15 protein-coding genes are annotated in these 18,890 nt (G+C 42.7%); 7 read left to right on the top strand and 8 right to left on the bottom strand.

The window, feature by feature from the left end:
- The first annotated feature begins 449 nt into the window (after positions 1–449).
- The 5 genes from G327_RS0111110 to G327_RS0111090 all read left to right on the top strand — a co-directional run bounded on the left by G327_RS0111110 (position 450) and on the right by G327_RS0111090 (position 4,551).
- The gene (locus G327_RS0111110; protein ID WP_019614852.1) at positions 450–1,154 is read left to right on the top strand and encodes a DUF3581 domain-containing protein; all 705 of its coding nucleotides are present in this window, start codon (positions 450–452) and stop codon (positions 1,152–1,154) included.
- 550 nt (positions 1,155–1,704) lie between these two features.
- Positions 1,705–2,457 (top strand): nicotinamide riboside transporter PnuC, encoded by a 753-nt coding sequence (pnuC, locus tag G327_RS0111105; RefSeq protein ID WP_019614851.1) that lies wholly within the window; start codon positions 1,705–1,707, stop codon positions 2,455–2,457.
- Positions 2,454–3,185 carry a nucleoside phosphorylase gene (locus G327_RS0111100; RefSeq protein ID WP_019614850.1) on the top strand — a complete coding sequence of 244 codons (732 nt, stop codon included), beginning with the start codon at positions 2,454–2,456 and terminating at the stop codon, positions 3,183–3,185. Before pnuC ends, G327_RS0111100 begins: the two co-directional genes overlap by 4 nt.
- Before the next feature lie 160 nt (positions 3,186–3,345).
- The gene (locus tag G327_RS0111095) at positions 3,346–4,026 is read left to right on the top strand and encodes a Crp/Fnr family transcriptional regulator (protein ID WP_019614849.1); all 681 of its coding nucleotides are present in this window, start codon (positions 3,346–3,348) and stop codon (positions 4,024–4,026) included.
- 129 nt (positions 4,027–4,155) lie between these two features.
- On the top strand, positions 4,156–4,551 hold the full coding sequence (locus G327_RS0111090) for a cupin domain-containing protein (RefSeq protein ID WP_019614848.1): 396 nt from the start codon (positions 4,156–4,158) through the stop codon (positions 4,549–4,551).
- Between the two features lie 42 nt (positions 4,552–4,593).
- On the opposite strand, the gene G327_RS24500 is transcribed toward G327_RS0111090, so the two are convergent.
- Complete coding sequence (locus G327_RS24500) at positions 4,594–5,337, bottom strand: substrate-binding periplasmic protein (RefSeq protein WP_169337236.1); 744 nt, start codon at positions 5,335–5,337, stop codon at positions 4,594–4,596.
- A gap of 270 nt (positions 5,338–5,607) precedes the next feature.
- Between G327_RS24500 and G327_RS0111080 the strand changes: the two genes are divergently transcribed.
- Positions 5,608–6,264 (top strand): response regulator, encoded by a 657-nt coding sequence (locus G327_RS0111080; protein ID WP_019614846.1) that lies wholly within the window; start codon positions 5,608–5,610, stop codon positions 6,262–6,264.
- Here G327_RS0111080 and G327_RS0111075 read toward each other — a convergent pair.
- The 6 genes from G327_RS0111075 to G327_RS0111050 form a co-directional block, all read right to left on the bottom strand.
- Positions 6,261–8,789, bottom strand: coding sequence for a hybrid sensor histidine kinase/response regulator (locus G327_RS0111075; RefSeq protein ID WP_019614845.1), 2,529 nt, complete (start codon positions 8,787–8,789; stop codon positions 6,261–6,263). The genes G327_RS0111080 and G327_RS0111075 overlap by 4 nt on opposite strands.
- Entirely contained in the window at positions 8,767–9,930 is a 1,164-nt protein-coding gene (gene nosP, locus G327_RS0111070) for a nitric oxide-sensing protein NosP (RefSeq protein WP_019614844.1), read from the bottom strand. The genes G327_RS0111075 and nosP overlap by 23 nt, the downstream gene beginning before the upstream one ends.
- Positions 9,931–10,088: 158 nt before the next feature.
- Positions 10,089–11,609: an acetaldehyde dehydrogenase ExaC gene (gene exaC / locus G327_RS0111065; RefSeq protein ID WP_019614843.1), complete on the bottom strand. Its 1,521-nt coding sequence runs from the start codon at positions 11,607–11,609 to the stop codon at positions 10,089–10,091.
- A 191-nt stretch (positions 11,610–11,800) separates the two neighbouring features.
- Complete coding sequence (locus G327_RS0111060) at positions 11,801–13,399, bottom strand: cation:proton antiporter domain-containing protein (protein ID WP_019614842.1); 1,599 nt, start codon at positions 13,397–13,399, stop codon at positions 11,801–11,803.
- 352 nt (positions 13,400–13,751) lie between these two features.
- Positions 13,752–14,939: a potassium/proton antiporter gene (locus G327_RS0111055; RefSeq protein ID WP_019614841.1), complete on the bottom strand. Its 1,188-nt coding sequence runs from the start codon at positions 14,937–14,939 to the stop codon at positions 13,752–13,754.
- 244 nt (positions 14,940–15,183) lie between these two features.
- On the bottom strand, positions 15,184–16,791 hold the full coding sequence (locus tag G327_RS0111050; RefSeq protein WP_019614840.1) for a sensor domain-containing diguanylate cyclase: 1,608 nt from the start codon (positions 16,789–16,791) through the stop codon (positions 15,184–15,186).
- 538 nt (positions 16,792–17,329) lie between these two features.
- Between G327_RS0111050 and G327_RS0111045 the strand changes: the two genes are divergently transcribed.
- On the top strand, positions 17,330–18,358 hold the full coding sequence (locus G327_RS0111045) for an acyltransferase family protein (RefSeq protein ID WP_019614839.1): 1,029 nt from the start codon (positions 17,330–17,332) through the stop codon (positions 18,356–18,358).
- 251 nt (positions 18,359–18,609) lie between these two features.
- Here G327_RS0111045 and G327_RS0111040 read toward each other — a convergent pair.
- The coding region (locus G327_RS0111040; protein ID WP_019614838.1) for a transposase at positions 18,610–18,890 on the bottom strand (281 nt) is incomplete at its 5' end.

Here is an 18,890-nt window from a genome sequence, read left to right as displayed (position 1 = left end):
AACTCAAGATAGGTGAATTCACCTTTCTTGAGGTGAAGGAAAGTTGTTTTAAGTCTGTGTGTCCAATCTAACTTGTTGTATTTGCTTGTTTTTGTCAGGTGTGTGCTAAGCTGTTTTATTTGGCGGAGTAACGGCAGATGTTGAGTGGAAATCTATATCTAGTAATGATTTTTAGAGCGGAAAGTGGTTTCTTTTTGTTTAATAGTTTGCGTGAACGGGCAAATTACGTACTGTTAAATGCATTTTGACTGATAACGGGTTTAACAACCTTTGCTGCAAAATAAAATAAGGTTTATACAGTTTAAGGGGGTAGATATTTCAAATACTTATGCAGACAGTGGTGAATAAAATCCTGCGGGCGGAGAGAAAAAATCGCTAAGTGATATCATTTTTATATTTTTTCCTTATAATCTGCTTTTTTTATTTGTCCCATATTTAAGAGAACTTCGATGTTATTAGAATCTTATTACACAAAACAAAACAACCTTGTGCGCATTTCTGCTGCGCAAGCAAGTACCTTTGCGAAACAGGAATGTCGTGATTTTAACCCTATTCATGATCCTGAGAACAAACGTTTCTGTGTACCTGGTGACTTATTGTTTTCGCTAGCATTAAATGAATACGGGGTTAGTGAGTCAATGAGCTTCACTTTTACCAATATGGTTGGTGATAATATCGGCTTAGTTTTTCCTGAAGCAGATGGTGAGCATATCGTCATTACCAATGAGCAGGGAAAAAGTGTCCTAGAAATTAATAAAAAGGGCAAGACCAGCCATGATCCTGCGCTGATCGAGTCGTTAATTCAAAACTACGTGGTTTTCTCTGGACAAAACTTCCCGACTTTACTGATGCCGCTGATGAAAAAACATAATGTTATGTTTAATCCGGCCCGCCCGTTAGTAATGTACAACAGCATGAGTTTTGAGTTTGATGAACTGGCACTAGAAGCGCCGGTAAATGTTGAACTGGCAGATTCACTTTTTGAAGTAGAGCCGAAGCGTGCGAACAACTTTCTACATTTTGCCATCAATGACGGTGAAAAGTCGATCGGCCGAGGTATTAAAAAAATGGTAGTGGCTGGTTTAAAACCTTACGATCATGAGTCTATTACCGCTTTCTCAGATGCTTATGAAGCGCGCCGTTCTGCGTTTTAAGCCCGATTAGCAGCACCTTATAATAAATATGGCCACCCGAACTTTGTACATTTAAAGATTCGGGCGGCCGTAAATTCTCCTTTGTTTACTCCCTCATTGTATTTTTCTATTTTCTCTGCTGAACTTTGACTCGCATCGAGTGCAGGCGGACAAAAGTCCTCATTAGTAAATACTGCTTTTATTACAATAGACATACCCGTTATCAATCAAAATGCATTTATCAGTCGCCAGCTCGGACACTAAGACAAGGCGCAACATGATGACCTTTCGAGCGATTAACTACGTTAATCCTCTGTCGGTAGGATTAAAATAAAGACTTTAATCCTTAAATGGCTAGTCCTTATCAAATGTTGCAGCGCAGTATTGGTTTTCGAGCTGGCGACCCGCAGGGCAAGCCGTAAGGTAAACATTTTCGTTGTTATGAAGTCTCGATTTAATCCGTTAGATCTTCACCTTCACGCCTAGAACCTGTTCACCTTACGACTTGTCGATTTTTGCATCTTGAATGATAACGGGTATATAACTTTAAAAATCTATAAAAGGAATGAAAATGGATATCTTAACCTGGTTCGATATTAATAATACCTTAGTGAATATTCCTATCGGTGACGGCTACGCTATGTCGTGGATTGAGGCGGTCGGCACTGTTTTTGGTCTGCTGTGTATCTGGAATGCCAGTCAGGAAAAAACCATCAACTATCTGTTTGGTCTGATTAATGTCACACTGTTTGCGGTTATTTTTTATCAGATCCAGCTTTATGGAATCCTGCTGCTGCAGCTGTTTTTCTTCTGTGCGAATCTGTACGGCTGGTACGCATGGACAAGACCCGTTTCTGCAGACGGTGATAAGCTGACTGTACGCTGGATGAGTAAACAGAAAGTCGCATTTACTGCTGCTGTAAGTGTGCTGGCCATTGCGCTGATGACTGTTTATATCGATCCGGTTTTCTTAGTACTGGCAAATGTTGCTGTGGATACCATGAATATCTTTGGGGCAGGGCTTGCCCGGCCGGAGTTATCGCCGGATGCATTTCCGTTCTGGGATTCTGTGATGACGGTGCTGTCAGTCGTAGCGCAGATCCTGATGACACGAAAATATGTCGAAAACTGGATCCTGTGGGTGGTTATTAATGTTATCAGCGTAGGTATTTATGCTGCGCAGGGCGTATATGCCTTGTCTATTGAATATGCGATTCTGATGATTATTGCCGCTAACGGTACCCGCCAGTGGATGAATACGGCCAGTCATAACCCTGTTGTAAAAACAGCATCAGCGGACAGTGCGGAGGCCAAAACAGCATGAGTAAACAGCCTCATATTAACGTTTGCGCAGCTCAGGTTGCGCCCCGGGTTATTGTCTGCGGTGAACCTGACCGGGTTAACCGCATTGCTGAACTGCTTGATGATGCGAAACTTATATCGGATAACCGTGAATACCGGTTAATTAACGGTTATTATCAGGGCAAAGCTGTCACTGTGTGCAGCACAGGTATCGGGGCGCCTTCCGCAATTATTGCGCTTGAAGAGCTGCATTTATGCGGTGCACATTATATTGTGCGGGTAGGCTCTGCCGGCGCTCTGCAGGACAATATCGGATTAGGTGAACTGATTGTTGCTGAAGCTGCGGTGCGTGATGAGGGCGGCTCTAAGGCTTATGTCAGTGCTGAATTTCCAGCTTATGCCGATCGGCATCTAACGGCGGGCATTGAACAGTACCTTAGCACGCACAATATTACTGCTCACTTCGGTATTGTGCGTTCTAACGACAGTTTTTATACCGATAATGAAGCACAGATATGTGAGCACTGGAGTCAGAAAGGGGTGCTAGGTGCAGATATGGAAACCTCTGCTTTATTTACCGTAGGTAAACTGCGCGGCCTGCGTATTGCCAGCATTCTTAATAATGTTGTTTTATATCAGCAGGATGTCCAGGAAGGGATAAGTCAGTATGTGGATGCAGACCAGGCTATGATGCAGGGAGAAAAAACAGCTGCTGAAGCGGCGCTGCATGCGTTGAGCTGTCAGCTGTAACGGCTAATTGTTTGTGATACAGGCCCGGTTCTTTAGCCGGGCTTTTTACAATCAGGTTTAATCGCGGAGTTTTACAGTTAAGCTATTGCCCCGCTAGTGATGATTAGTTAGCATGCAGCTGTTATTATCTTCGTTAGTATTTTGCCGAAAAGTATAAATTATGCAGCTGAAACCCTATTCCCAAAGCCGTTTTTCCAGTCATCTGAATACCTTGTATCCTGAATTTAAAGAAGCCTTTTATTTGTGTCAGAGCCATAGTCAGTATTTTCAGGCGGGTGAAGATATTCTGAGCCAGGGGCAGGTACTAAAACATCTGTATCTGGTATCTGTCGGCCGGGTATCGATGAATATTGCTGCGGTTAACGGGCGGTGTTTTCAGTTAGGCGAAGTGGAATGTGATCATCATATTTTTGGGGAAATGGAATACTTCACGGATACTGTCTGTCAATGGAATGTGGTCGCGGCTGAAGGTATGCAGGTGGATGTTATCTGCCTCAAAGAGTTAACTAAGTTATTGACGAAACGGCCGGATTTTCATCTGTTTTTTTCTTGTGCATTAGCGGCAGATTATCAGGACTCGCTGGATATCTACACCCATCGTCTTCTGCACTCCATCACCTACAATATCGCTTATGATCTATGGCATCGCAGTCAAAGCAGTGTCATGCTCGGCAGCTTTGATAAAGTATGTATGGAGGCTGAGCGTTTCGGTACCACAAGCCGAGTTTACCGGCGAGTGGTCAAAGATCTTATTGATAAAGGTCTGGTTGAAAAAAACGGCGCAGAAATATCTGTTATTGATGTAGATGCATTAAAGTTCTTTATTGATCATTACCAATAGGCTTTAACTTTTCTTATTAAAATTCAAATTAACATTTTTGTTACATGTAGGGTTCTTTTTTCTGATATTCTGTAAGAAGTTTATTCAGCCCGTCATACTTATTGTTAATTCTTAATAACAGGAACTTTTATGTTAAAACTGCTTTTTACAGCTCTGCTGTTTGCTTCATTAAGTGTCAGCGCCGCGACGTCTGTCGATTTAGTTAAAAGTACTAAGTCATGGGACGGGACAAACCTGCCGGCTTATACGCTGACTCAACCCGAAGTGACTATTAAGGAAATCGTTATTGCACCGGGTGAAAAACTTCCTCTGCATCAGCACCCGGTCATTAATGCCGGTGTATTATTAAGCGGAACTTTGACCGTTTACAGCGGTGATAAAGTGTTAAATATGAAAGCGGGTGACAGCCTTGTTGAGCTGGTAAATACGTCTCACTATGGCGAAAACAGCGGCACAGAGCCGGCTAAGATAATCGTTTTCTATATAGCTGACAAAGGGCATAAAGTGACTGTTATTGATAAGTAAGCCGTCTTAAATCGGGTGAGTGCCGCTGTTTTAAAGTGGTCATTACAGTTTTTTTTCTATGCTGTCTGCTGATTTGTAGTCACTCTGGTAAATATAAGTATATTTATCCAGCAGTTTATCAACCCATTGATAATAACCTTCCTGCTGTATCTGCTTTTCAACTAACGGCAGCAGATGTAGATAGTCAGATTTTTTGGACATTGAGATATACAGTTTTCCGGTTAATACGGGAGTGGGTAAACTGCGGATATCTTCTGCAAATCCATAGGCTTCCAGTATTGCCTGTCCAGAATTGCGGCCGATAACGACAGCATCAATGCGCTCCGATTTTAACTGTCTGAACAGCAGTTGATAACTGTCTGCTCTGAATACTTTTGTGCTGCTGTTTAAAAACTCGTCAAACTTAGTGCCTAAGCTGACACCAAACAGCAGCGCGATTTTTTTATCTTTTAAGTCTGACCATGTGTCGAAAGTAAACTCTCTGCCTTTTTTGACAAACAGGGCCTGCTCTATAAACCCCATCGGAGTTTCTATAAAAACGGAATAGGCTTTTCTCTGTTCATTCATAAATGCGCAGATATTAATATCGGCTACACCGTGTTCAACAAACCCCTGTCCTCTTTTCCATGGCCCGAGATACCTTAAATCTACGTTGGCACCGGCCTTTTTAAAAAGAACTGCGGTAATTTCAGCTGCCGCCCCGACAATCTGGTCGTCTTTTTCCCAGTTCCAGGGCGCATAGTCATGATGGCCGATTGCTTTTAATGTGGGTTGTTCTGAGGACACAGAACTGCTTACCAACACAAATACCAGAAAAAGCCGAGTTAAAGATATTTTGGGACTAAACAGTTTATCCATAGTACATCCATAGAAGTATACAACTAACATAAAAATGTTTATTCGTTAAATAATAGCTTCTTTAACGCTGTCTATTGACTGCTGGGGAAATATATATACAAACTGCGGCAAAGCCCGCAGCTCTTTTAACAACTGGTAGTAGAGTTTATTGGCAGCGGGTAAACTGCCTGGGTTATTTGTTACGCAGAAGCCATTGTTATGTATAAAATTTTAGTTGCTGATGATCACCCTTTGTTTAGAGATGCGATCGCCGGTATTATTGCTGTAAGCTTTGCCGGCTCGGCCGTAGAGCAGACAGAAGATATTGAATCGACACTTGAACTTGTTAAGCACCATGATGATCTTGACCTGATTCTGTTAGATCTGAATATGCCCGGTATGTCGGGACTGCAGGGATTATTAGCGCTGCGTAATGAATGCCCGACAATACCTGTGGTGATTATTTCGGCAGAGCGCGATAAGCAGACAATATTACAGACACTCTCCTACGGTGCGGTAGGATTTATTGCAAAGTCGTCTTCTAAAGAGTGCATTGTTGAAGCACTTGAAAGTGTTTTTGCGGGTAATGTTTATCTGCCGGCTGATATAATGCGTCTGCCGGAAGGTTCAAAATCAAATAATGAATTTGTCGTTTCAGCGGACAAGATCGCGACCCTGACCCGCCGTGAACTGGTGGTACTGAAAAACCTGTCGCAGGGAGAAGCAAATAAGCAGATTGCTTTTAATCTGCATATTTCAGAGGCTACGGTTAAAAGCCATGTTTCCTCAATTCTGAAAAAACTGGGGGCTTCTAACCGGGTTAAGGTTGTACTCGGCTGCGCGGATATTGATTTTAGTCAGCATCTTAAATCTTAAGTGTCTGGTTGTTTATTTAATAAGTGCAGCATGGAGGTTTTCAATTTTATCGCTTTCACCGGTTTATTTAACAGCAGTAAACCCTGCTCTTTAATTTCGTTTTTCAAGGATTTATTGTAATTGGCGGTGATCATCAATACCGGTAAAGGCGAGCCGCGCAGGTGAATAACCTGCTCTGCGACATCCACGCCGTTAATTCCGTCATCGAGATGATAATCAACGATTAAAATATCCGTATGATCATTGTAGATATCCACCTGCGCTTGTAAATCTGCAAGGCTTCCCGCGGTGATGATTGAGCAGTGCCAGGTTTCCAGCAGCTGTTTCATGGCGGCACAGATATTAAGATCGTTATCAATCAGCCAGATTTTACGTCCAGCTAACTCAGTCTTAGTTAAAATCGGATTAAGCGGTGCCGCGGCTTCGGGTAAATGAGTGTTAGCGGCGAGCGGTACAGTCACTGAAAACAGCGAACCTTTTCCGAGTGTTGATGATACCTTAACCGGATGTTCAAGTACCTTGGATATTTTGTCAACAATTGCCAGCCCCAGACCAAGACCGTTGCTGAATGCGCTGCGTGATGATTTCAGACGTTTAAATTCTTTAAATATTTCGCTCTGCTGATCCTGTTCAATACCAGCGCCGTTGTCCCATACTTCGATACAGATATTATTACCTGCGCGACGGCAGCCGAGCAGTACTTTACCTTTGTCGGTATATCGGAAGGCATTAGATAAAAGATTACGCAGTATACGTGCTAACAAAACACTGTCGCTGTATACCAGACGAGAGCAGGCAACGTAGCGTAACTGCACATCGTAAAGATGGCTCTGCTGCTGATACTCATTGGCTAAGTTATCCAGTAACTCGGAGAGTTTAAAGGTACTTTTATCTGCTATCACTACGCCCGCATCCAGCTTGGATATATCAACCAGTGTGCAGATCAGGTTTTCTAAATCATTAAGCGAGCTGCTGACCGAGTTAACTAAGGGCCTTAAGTGATCATTAAGAGAGTGTTCAACGATTGAACTGGTGAACAGCTGCGCTGCATTAAGCGGCTGCAGCAGGTCGTGACTGACCGCCGCTAGAAATTTTGTTTTAGAGAAATTAGCCAGTTCAGCTTCTCTGGTTGCCGCCTGTAAATCAGTTTGTGCCTGACGGCGCTCTTCAACTTCGTCGATCAGTTTCTGGTTTAGGCTCTGCAGCTGTGAAGTGCGCTCAACAACTCTGATTTCCAGCTGATCATGGGCTTTCTGCAGGGCTAACGCATTTATCCTACGCTCGGTAATGTCTCGAATTAATACAAAAAAACCCAATACTCTGCCGCTGCCGTCAAGATTAGGGACATAGGACTTAAGTAGATAATTCAGTTCACCAGAGCGGTTTATTTCTTTACTTTCAAAACTGACACTTTCACCGTTTAGAGCGCGTTTAACAAAGGGCTGGAGCTGTTTATAATTAAGACTTTTATCCAGCGCTGCAATATCAAGTCCCCGAGCCCTGCTGCCGTACCAGTCAATATAAACCTGATTGGTAAATTCAAACTTAAGATCAGCGCCGATATAAGCAATCATGGCCGGTACGTTATCGGTAATCAGACGCAGACGGCGTTCATTTTCCTGCAGAGACTGTGCGTAGCGGTGGCGCTCGGTAATATCTGTGTAGGTTTTAATTATTTTACCGTCACGGAGCTGGTGAACTCTTATCTCCAGTACTACGCCGCTGTTTAAGGTCTGCATATAAGAGTCACTGCTCAAACTCGGCTGGGTGCGCAGATCCAGATCGGTTAATGTTTGAAGATCTGATAAGCCGGGATGAGTGCGCAGCTGCTGCACGGTTAACTGACTGAGCTGTACAAAACGGCTGTTCCAGACTTCAATCTGTTGTTGGCTGTTAAACAGCACCACGCCCTGAGATAAATTATCCACCAGACTCTGAAGCTGCAGTGATTTCTGTGCCATTGCCTGTTCGTAACGTGCTGTTTCCGCTTCTTTTAATGCGCTGATATCGGTATAGAGCAAAACCCGTCCGCCTTCGACAGTGCTGCGTTCGTTAAGCTGGAACCAGCGTCCGTCGGGCAGCTGGTAAACCGGTTTTGTCAGCCTCCGGTATTTATGCATCTTGTTGGTTTTCTGATTTTTTTCAGTCAGCGCTTTAAGATTGAGTACAGTGTCTGAGGGCAGATTCGATGTGTGCAGAAAGGCTTCAAAATTACTGTTCTGCAGGATAATTTGTCCGTCACAGTCTAATAAAACGAATGCTTCAGAAATGCTTTCTATGGCATCAGTAAAGCGCTGTTTAAATGTTATTAACTGTCGGTTGCTGCGCTCCAGCTGTGAAAGAGTTTCATTGAGGGTATGGGTTTTCTCTCTGACCTGTTCGGCTAAATGCACTGAATGCTCAAAAGCGGCATAGGGTGCCGACTGGTTGCCACCTTCTTCAACGCGCCGCATTAGTGCCTTATTAATTTTCAATAGTTTGGCATTGTGAAGTTTCAGCTGTTTATTTTCCTCGCTTAACAGCATCATTGCCTCCCGCGATGTAAACACCGGTAAACGTTTGATTAAGGTGGATGCCGTTAATATGTTCGCCATAGGTATTAAAGCCGGCTATTTTGTATTCACTGTTTAAAACTTGAACTTTATTGTTTAAATTTTTATGCTCAATTTCCAGGCGCCTTAAAACACAGTCACAGGCAAGCACCAGTTCCGGATTGCCGTAACGCTGGGAAATATCAACAAGCTTAGCGGACAAAGAATGCAGAATATCGTCCATCTCTACAGCAGTCAGGACAATACCGAGGTCAACGGCGCAGTAAAAGGTTAAGCTCAAATCTGCTTCATTTACCTTCTGAATCGAGCGGACATAATATTGACCGCCCACTTTCACTGCCAGTGGATTAAGTGAAAAAACTTTCGGGCAGAGATCCTTCACTTCAAGGTTTAACAGACGCGCATATTCCGCTGCTGCGGGTTCAGCATTGAGTTCATATACGGTTCGGCTCTGCGCATCAACCGCGGTAACCACTAACTTTTCAGCGGGCTGTTTTATATGATGACAATTGAATACTTCAAAGGGACAGGTACTGTTGACCATAATAACAACGGCAGCCTGCTGCAGAAACTGACCGTTATAATAGACATGGGTCTTGCTGAGATTATCATCAGCGCCTGCAGAACCGCCAAAGTGCGGGATGCCGGCCGCCGCCGAGTTTAAAGCCGCTAGAAAGTGTTCTTCTTCAAAAGACAGTCCGTCGAGTAAAGTCAGTAAAAAAGTGTTGTCTTTAATGGTGGTTAATTCTTTTGAGGCGCACTGTTCACTGAGTCTATTAATGGTTTTCTGCGCATCAAGCAGATCAAATCCGGCCATCGATTTAATTAATTCTGCGCTGATAGAAAAATAGTTTGAGGAAAACCCGACCGCGACAATCGAATGTTCCTGGTTACCTGCGCTGCTAACCTCGCCGGCAGTCGTGCAGCCGACTACCTTGATGCCGCTGAATAAAACCTGCATTGCTGATGCTAAAGCGGGTAATGAGTAGGTCGAGGAGCAGTAAAAAAGAATAAAACCAATATCGTCATGATTAAGCTGCTGATATATCTCTTCACTGGCTTGTTGTGTTTCGCTTAAGCTGCTGAGCGCAGTGATGGTTTTAATGTTTGTCATGCTTCACCCTGGTTTTTTTGAATAGATGCTGGAAATGTAAATTTCAAAAGTTTGTGACAAAACAATAACAAATATGCAGCATGGAAAACGTGGCAGAAGGGGGATTTTAGGGTTTTAAGGGCTTCACATTTATTGTGAAGCCCTTTACGGGCTATTAGTTAAAAGAAACCAAGCGGTGAGGTGCTGTAGCTGACTAATAGATTTTTAGTCTGCTGATAATGATCCAGCATCATCTTATGTGTTTCGCGGCCGATTCCTGATGCTTTATATCCACCGAAAGCTGCATGCGCCGGGTATAAATGGTAACAGTTAGTCCACACGCGGCCTGCCTGAATACCGCGCCCCATCCGGTGTGCCAGGTTAGCATCACGTGTCCAGACGCCTGCGCCTAAACCGTAAGCACTATCGTTGGCAATTTCCAGCGCTTCGGCTTCATCTTTAAAGGTGGTTACCGCGACAACCGGTCCGAAGATCTCTTCCTGGAAAATCCGCATAGAGTTATCACCCTGCATAATAGTCGGCTGGATGTAAAAACCGTCATTGAGTGTGTCATCGAGGATCTCTTTACTGCCGCCGGTCAGTACTTTAGCGCCTTCTGTCATGCCGATATCCAGATAATTCATGATTTTGTCAAACTGCTGTTTGGATGCTTGAGCACCGACCATAGTCGCGCTGTCCAGCGGATTGCCGCGGACAATGTTTTTTGCCTTTTCAATCACTTTTTCCATAAACTGATCAAAAATACTTTCCTGAATCAAAGCACGGGAAGGGCAGGTACAGACTTCTCCCTGGTTGAAAAATCCCAGTGCAAAACCTTCGGCACATTTATCCAGGTAATCATCCTCATGCTGGGTGATATCACTGAAAAACACATTGGCTGACTTACCGCCGAGTTCAACGGTAGAGGGGATCATATTCTCTGCTGCGCATTTTAATATGTGCTCGCCAACCAGTGTTGAACCGGTAAAGGCTATTTTAGCAATACGTGTGCTGGTGGCTAAGGCTTCGCCGGCTTCTTTACCGTAACCGTTGACAATATTTAACACACCGGCGGGCAGCAGGTCAGCGATTAATTCCATCAGCACTAAAATACTGGCGGGTGTTTGTTCGGCAGGTTTTAAAACAATACAGTTACCGGCTGCTAAGGCAGGTGCCAGTTTCCAGGCCGCCATTAATAACGGAAAATTCCATGGAATAATCTGTCCGACAACACCAAGAGGTTCATGAAAATGATAAGCCACCGTATCGTTATCGATCTGTGATAATGTGCCTTCCTGCGCACGAATACAGCCGGCGTAATAGCGGAAGTGATCTGAGCTTAAAGGCAGGTCGGCCGCCAGTGTTTCACGAACCGGTTTACCGTTATCCCAGGTTTCGGCAACAGCAAGAAGTTCAAGGTTGGCATCAATACGCTCCGCTATTTTCAGTAAAATATTTGAGCGTTCCTGCACGGAGCTGCGTCCCCAGGCATCTTTGGCAGCATGGGCAGCATCAAGTGCTAAGTTGACATCTTCAGCGCTGGAGCGGGGAATCTGACAGATAACTTCGCCGGTTACCGGTGTTGTATTTTCAAAGTAATTACCTTTTACGGGCGCAACCCATTGTCCGCCGATAAAGTTTTCATATTTTGCTTTAAATGTAACGATAGAGTCTGCACTGCCTGGATTTGCATAGATCATAGTTAACCTCTTATAGTCAGCTGATAGACTTATCAGCCCTGTTATTTGTCTGAACTAGGATTAATTTACCAGGGTTATGATAGCGGCATTAAGGTAGTGACGGCTATGCTCCATCGGCATGAAAAAACTCATACTTTAGGATGAGATGCAGGAAGGGTAAGTTATAAAGGGGGCCAAAAAACAGAGACGGGTTATTTGTCCTGGCTTTTTTTTACTAATAACAGCGCCGTTTCATGCTCGGAATGAACAAATGAGTTAATCGCGAGATCAGCGAAGGCGTGCCGTTCCTGATGGGTATTAATTTTTACCACTAGATTTGCCTGCGGGTAATAATCGAGTACCGCTTCGCAGATCATTCTTTTAGTGCGTATGTTGTTAACTGTAAGAATAATACTTGATGACTGCTCGATATTGAGAGACTCCAGTACCGGTAATTTTTCGAAATGTCCGAAATAGGCGTGATAACCGCGTTTTCTGGCGACTAGTACGTGTTGTAAATTATTGGAAATAACCAAAAAGTTAACCCTCTGTTTCAGCAGCTGCCGGGCGGCTATTCGTCCGACCGTTGCAAAGCCGCAGATCACCGTATGACGGCTAGTGTCGATCTTCGTTATTTTATTGGATTCAAAAAACTCAACCGCAAATACAGACGCTATTTTATAAATATTATTGACCATAAACGGCGTTACTATCATAGATAAAACCGTTACTAAAATAAGAAAACCGCCAAGATCTTCGGGAAGTAGATTCTCGCTGAGAGCAAGTGAAAAAACGGCAAAGGAAAACTCGCCGATCTGACACAGTGCAACAGCAGATTTAAGCGAGTCACTCTTATTGGATTTATATCTGATTAGAAAATAGATAATCAGTGCTTTTATCAGCATGGCAAAAATTAATACGCTGAAGACTTGGTATAAGTGCGTTATAAAATAATAGACATCTATTTTAGTGCCGATTGAAAAGAAAAAAGCGCCTAATAACAGATCCTTATAGGAAGAAATATCCGACTCTACTTTGATATGAAAAGTCGTTTCAGCAATGATCATTCCCGCAATAAAAGCCCCTAAAGAATAGGTAAAGCCCATTTTATGTGCTAATAACGCAGCGCCGAGCACAATGGTTAATACCGAGGCGACGAATAATTCCTGCAGTTTTGCGCGGGATGAAAGCTGCAGTAACCCTTCTATTATCTTTTTACCCAGGGTGAACATAAAAATAATGACCACGGCGGCCGAAATAAATGTTTTCAGCAGCACATCGCTGAGTGACAAATCATTTCGGGATAAAAAACTGATCAACAGTAAAATAGGGATAACGGCCAGATCTTGAAAAATTAAAACAGCGGCGGATTTTTTACCGTAAGGAGTAAGAATATCTTTTGACTGTTTCAGATAACTTAAGACGATAGCCGTAGATGATAAACTGAAGGCCAGCGCAATAATAATTGATGAAGTGAGGTCGAGAGCAAACAGATAATAGGAGATGCAGTAAATAACTGCGGAGCTTAAAGCCACCTGTATAAAGCCGTTAATAAAGATAATTTCTTTCATTTTTTTCAGTTTAGAAAATGACATTTCTAACCCTATGGTAAACATAAGAAAGACGATGCCGAACTCCCCGATCAATGCTAATGACTTCAGATTTTCACTGCCGAAAGCAAAGATATTACTGATAATTGTGCCGGTAATTATGTAGCCGATAATATGCGATACCGAAAACTTTTTCAGCACGAGATTTAAGATGCTTGCTATAGCTAAGGAGATGAAAATGATAAGCAGAACTGATTCCATGTATATCCTTTAAAACCTCTACATTCGGGTCTTTAATTATCCCTGAACTACAGGCTGGAGCAGGAATTATGTTTTTGCTGTGCTGTTCAGCCATTACAGGCTTTATAATTAATGTAGTTGTAAATTTACGAGTGAACAAATTAAGTTAATTGACCTGCATTAGAAAAGAATCTAGCAAAATAAACAGCAGCGGATTACAAGTTTACATAATTTACGGTTATCAAGCGGTTATGGCTGTATGTCAGGATCAGGGAAGGCTGTGCCTGCAAAAATAAAGACATTGTTAAAGTGCAGGCGGCGTACTCAATTATGACAGTTGTATTTTGTAAATTAGATTAATCCCTTTCACTGATTAACCATCATTTAAGCGCAGACGGTTGGCTAACGGGGCAATTGCACCGCCTTGTAATACAACCGAAAACAGAACAATAAAGAAAACCATGTGCAGAATATCGATTGCACCCGGTACGCCGGCTGCGGCTGGAATAAGTGCAAATACAATAGGTGTCGCGCCTTTTAATCCGATTAAAGAGATAAACAGACGTTTTCGCCAGCTGGATTTGATAAAGGGCAGGTAGCAGATCTGCACCGCTAAAGGTCTGGCGGCAAATATCAGCAGCAGTGCGGGTAATACCGAAGCCCAGAAAATAGTGATTAATGACTGCGGGAAAATCTGCAGACCTAACACGATAAACATCAGTGCCTGCGCCAGCCAGGAAAGACTATTGAAAAAGTGTTTGTTAACCTGCTGGCCGCGTTTGATGCCGTTGCCGATCATCACACCTGAGATATAAGAGGCTAGCAGTATATTGCCGCCGAGCATCTCTGCGCCGTAGGTTGAAATAATAAAACAGGCAAGAATAAAAACCGGGATCAGTCCGTATTCAGAGAGCTGAATTTTATTGAGCAGCCAGACGGTGATTTTTCCAACCACAAGACCAATCACCACAGCCACGCCGATCTGCGTTATTAAACTTAGTGCAATGTCATGTGCAGGTATTGTCTGCGTTGAAGATAAAGCCATTTCTGTCAGGAATATTACCAGCAGCATGGCGACCGGATCATTGGTTGCCGATTCAAATTCTAATACGCTGTCGGTCTGCTCTTTGAGCTTGAGCTTTTTAGATTCAAGTATTGAAAATACGGCGGCCGCATCGGTAGAGGAAACAACGGCGGCAAACAGCAGACAGGTAATAAAATTAAAATCGAGCAGCTGGTAAATAATCAGTGCAAAAAACAGGGTAGTAAAAATCACTCCAAAGGAAGCAAGCACACCGCCTTCTTTAAAGGCCGCTTTAATCTTATCATTGCAGGTGTTCAGGCCGCCGACAAATACAATAATATTGAGTGCCAGTCCGCCGACCCAGGCTGTTTTATTGAGATTATCATAAACAAAATTAAACTCGCCGTTACCCAGCGCGAGTCCTACACCCATAAAGATAAGCAGAGAAGGGATGCCGAAAGTTCTTGACGGGTGATGCAGTAAAATTCCGACCACAACTAATGCGGCCATTCCTAACATGATAATTTCAGTAGACATGAAATACTCCAAAAAGCGGATAAAACAGAAAGTAAACTAGCCCTGAATATTGTAAATAACATCAAATAGTTAGCAATTCCACATAGAGCGCAATGATAGCAATTTTAAAGTGTCAGGTTAATATAAAGTTACTAATAAGTTATCTGCTTGGTGAAGGTTTTACCTTGTTGGGAATATATAGATTTATGATCACTGCAGTCGCTCTGATCTGAATTCGAACTAGAGATATTTGTGCAGAATAGCATCAGGCTGTCTGCAGCCGCTTCTTCTGTGCTTTTTGTTTCTGCTGTGCTGTAAATTTCTGCTGTGCTTTGTGTATATACATAGCGCTATCGGCTCTTTCAATCATTTTTTCTGCATTATCCTGTGCATCCAGAAGTTCAGCCGCACCTTGGCTTATACTCCATTCTCTACCAGTTTGTTTCAGACCTAAAGAGCCGCATTCAGACTGCATGCGTTCCATAATCTTGTTTGCATTAGCAGCGCTGCAGTCCACAAATACAATAAGAAACTCATCGCCTCCTAAACGCGCAGCAAAATCAGACTCGCGAATTGTCTGCGTAATGACTGAAGCAACACCTTTTATCAGTGCATCTCCCGCATCATGTCCCAGCTGATCATTGGTCTTTTTCAAATCATTAACATCAATAAAGCCGACTGCTAAAGGAAAATTTCTGCGCCGACTGATGCTTATATTTTTTTCAAGGTAATCAACAATTGCTTTCCGGTTATACAGTCCGGTTAATGCATCATGGTGAGCTTCAAAATGTAGTTTTTTAAATAACCATACTCGTTCTACCTGAGAGCCTGCCAGTATCCAGCCCAATAGTGAAAGCATAGGCAAAATAAACAGCGAACCAATGGCGATACCTTTGATCAACAGTGCATGTTCATCATGAAGAATATGCTCAGGAACATGCATCACCAGAAAAACCCGCTCGCTGTTAACCACATTAAATGATGCAGAAGGGGATAAGTAGAACTGAGTGAAATAATATTCACCACTTTGATTAGAGGCCAGACCCTTGTCTTTTTCCTGCATTGCCTGCCATACCTGCGGATGCTCATCGGAGAATCGGTACTGTTTATCGTCAGGGAACATAAATCCCCATTCTTTCTTCGCTTCAGTGCCTTTTAAGTAATACCCGTCCTCATTGATAAGAAAAACCTGATCGCCTTGATGAACATTAAGATCCGTTATTATTTTCAAAATCTGGCTGCCGTTATAATTAATAATACCTGCGCCGAGTAATTCACCACTTTCTGAATGGACAGGAGCTGCATAACGAATCATAGGTTTAACTGGATACTGGATCTTGCCCTGTTCTTTATTGAGATCAAACTGCGAGGTATAAATTTGTCCCGGCAGCAGACGCAGCACATTTTTGAAATAGTAACGTTCCCTTTTGTTTTGTAATCTTGATTGAGGGACTTGTATTGGAGATAAGTTAGAGTCTTGATTAAGACGAATGATCTCATTTCCCTGTGTATCAAAAAGGCGGATTTGATCATAACGCTTTTGGTGTGAGCTGATTTTATGCATCAGGGATGTCAGATAACTTTGGGCTGCCTGGTCTTGTGATGAAAGGACTGCAACGGCAAGAGCGCTATGGGAATAATAGATGAGGTCTGCTCCGACAGAGCTTAGTTCTGCGATCACCTTAGTCTGGATATTAGCGAGTTCAGCGTACTGTTTAACTTCGCGGTCATGGTCAATCTGTTCATGTATGAAGGCATAAATAACAGTAATCACTAAAATCAGAAACACAAACAGCAGAGAAACATAAACGATACCTTGTTTACGTTTTTTCTTGGTTAGGTCTGCTCTTGTGTAATTAACTGTATTCGTCATTTGCTTATTTATCCTTAAATATTATCTACCGAGACAGCAAACCCTTCTGTTAATCTCTTACCCTTCCAAAGCAAATGTATCCCCCTGTAAAATAAAGCACTATTCATTCTATTTAAGTATAGATTTACAGGCATGGTTGACACAATCGACTAGCGGGCAAGCTTTTATTACTAATATGTCAAAAACAAAAACTTTTCCTCTTTATAATCAATGCGTGACAGGTTTTTGTGAGCCTATGTGTTGTGGTGCTGTTAACTTTGTGTGGTTTTGTGTGGTTTTGTGTGATTTTGGCATTAAAATATCAATGACCGTTTGTTCTTTGGTCATGGTTGTTTGCTTTGTTGTTCGAGCCTAGCTGCTCTGATAATTCAGCTGTTTACAAGGAAAGTTTTGTTTCAAAGTATTATTTTTTGAGTGACTGCCGTTTTTTATCTTTTAACGCTATCAGAAGTACTGCTTTCTGCTATTTTTCCTGCTGGCAAAGGAATGCCGTGTAATGAAACAACATGATTATTTCCCTAACCTGTAGTTGAGAAAAATGAAAACCTATCCTGCCAGAATTGCCAGTCTCGAGTTTATGCGTGTTATTGCCATGGCTGCCGTTATTGCTATCCATACGCGATTATTTATTGATGCACCGATTATAAACGGCCATGCCTGGCTGGCTGATATTGTTAATCAGCTCAGCCGTTTTGCCGTGCCGTTTTTCTTTTTATTAGCGGGTTTTTTAATCCAGCCGAAGCTGATGGGCTCACCACTGGCCGTGATGCGTCGTTATAATGCACCGTTGTTAAAAGTATGGCTGGTGTGGAGTGCAATATGCCTGATACTGCCTGCTAATTTAAAAAACGTGATGGAGCTGGGTTATCTTGGTGAACGCCAGGCTTACTGGAGCTTTTTATTAAAAACACCGCTTAATTCATTTTTAGAGGGCGGTTTAGTGCATTTATGGTTTTTACCGGCACTGATCATTGCTGTTGTTATGACAGGTTTATTTGTTCACTTTAAGCTGCTGAAACTGTTATTACCCGCAGCCGTCTTATTGTATATATATGGTGTATTAGCCGGCAGCTACGCATCAGTTACTGAAATCGGCTCTCCCTTTTTAACGCGTAACGGGCCGTTTTTCAGTTTACTGATGGTGGCTGTTGGTTTTGAAATTAGAAGATTTGAATTTAGATTATCCGCTCAGTCTGCTTTACTGATGTTGTCTGCAGGCCTGCTTGGACATTTTGCTGAAGCCTACTGGTTATTTACTAAGGAGGTGGCATTTTCCAGTCATGATTTTTTACTGTTTACGCCGTTATGGGCAAGCGGTCTGTTTTTATTGTTATTAGCAAAACCTCTGCTGGGTGATCATCCGCTAACTTACTGGTTAAGTAAAAGCATCCTGCCGATCTATGTCTGTCACCTGTCTATTGCGATTGTTTTTTATAATATTGCCGGAATGTCTGCAGTAAGCGGATTAACAAGAGACGGGGTGTTATTCTTCGGCACCGTCATCTGTTCACTAGCCTTTGTTAAATTAGTTGAAAAAACACCTCTGCGAAAATTCCTTTTCAGATAAACATCTCGTTCCTACACAGAATACTTCACCCCTACGTATGAGCCCATGCTCTGCGTGGGAATGCATAGACGGGGCTGCCGCGAGTTTGAATTTTCACTCGGAGCAGGGGGGATACATACACTTCACCACCCTGATAGTTATACCAAACTGATTAACTAAATGGTCAGTTTTAGGCGCAGGAAAAACCAATACTAGCAAGGCATTAATTGATGTAACTAGTGCCTTTTCCAATTAATTTTTATTAGTTGACTTTATAAGTTTGCCGTACGCTTTGTTAGTTTTGAACGTGCTGCATCTACATCGAACATCCAGTTTATCGTTTCTTTTTTCTCATTGCGTTTAAGCGCCCAAGCGGATAACTCCCGTTTTAATGTATCCATGTCCGGTATGCGCCTGTCCAGACACTGTTTACTCATAACTCCAATCTCTATTTCCGCCATATTCAGCCAGCTGGCATGCTTCGGAGTGTAATGAAATTCCAGTTTGTTAAGTATTCTTCGCGCTTCTTCCGGCGGGTAGACTTTATAAAGTG

Origin of the sequence: Psychromonas ossibalaenae ATCC BAA-1528 (assembly GCF_000381745.1) — a bacterium.
GTDB classification, from domain to species: domain Bacteria; phylum Pseudomonadota; class Gammaproteobacteria; order Enterobacterales; family Psychromonadaceae; genus Psychromonas; species Psychromonas ossibalaenae.
The sequence above is the reverse complement of the archived record's forward strand: the minus strand, read 5'-3'. Positions and strand labels throughout refer to the sequence as shown.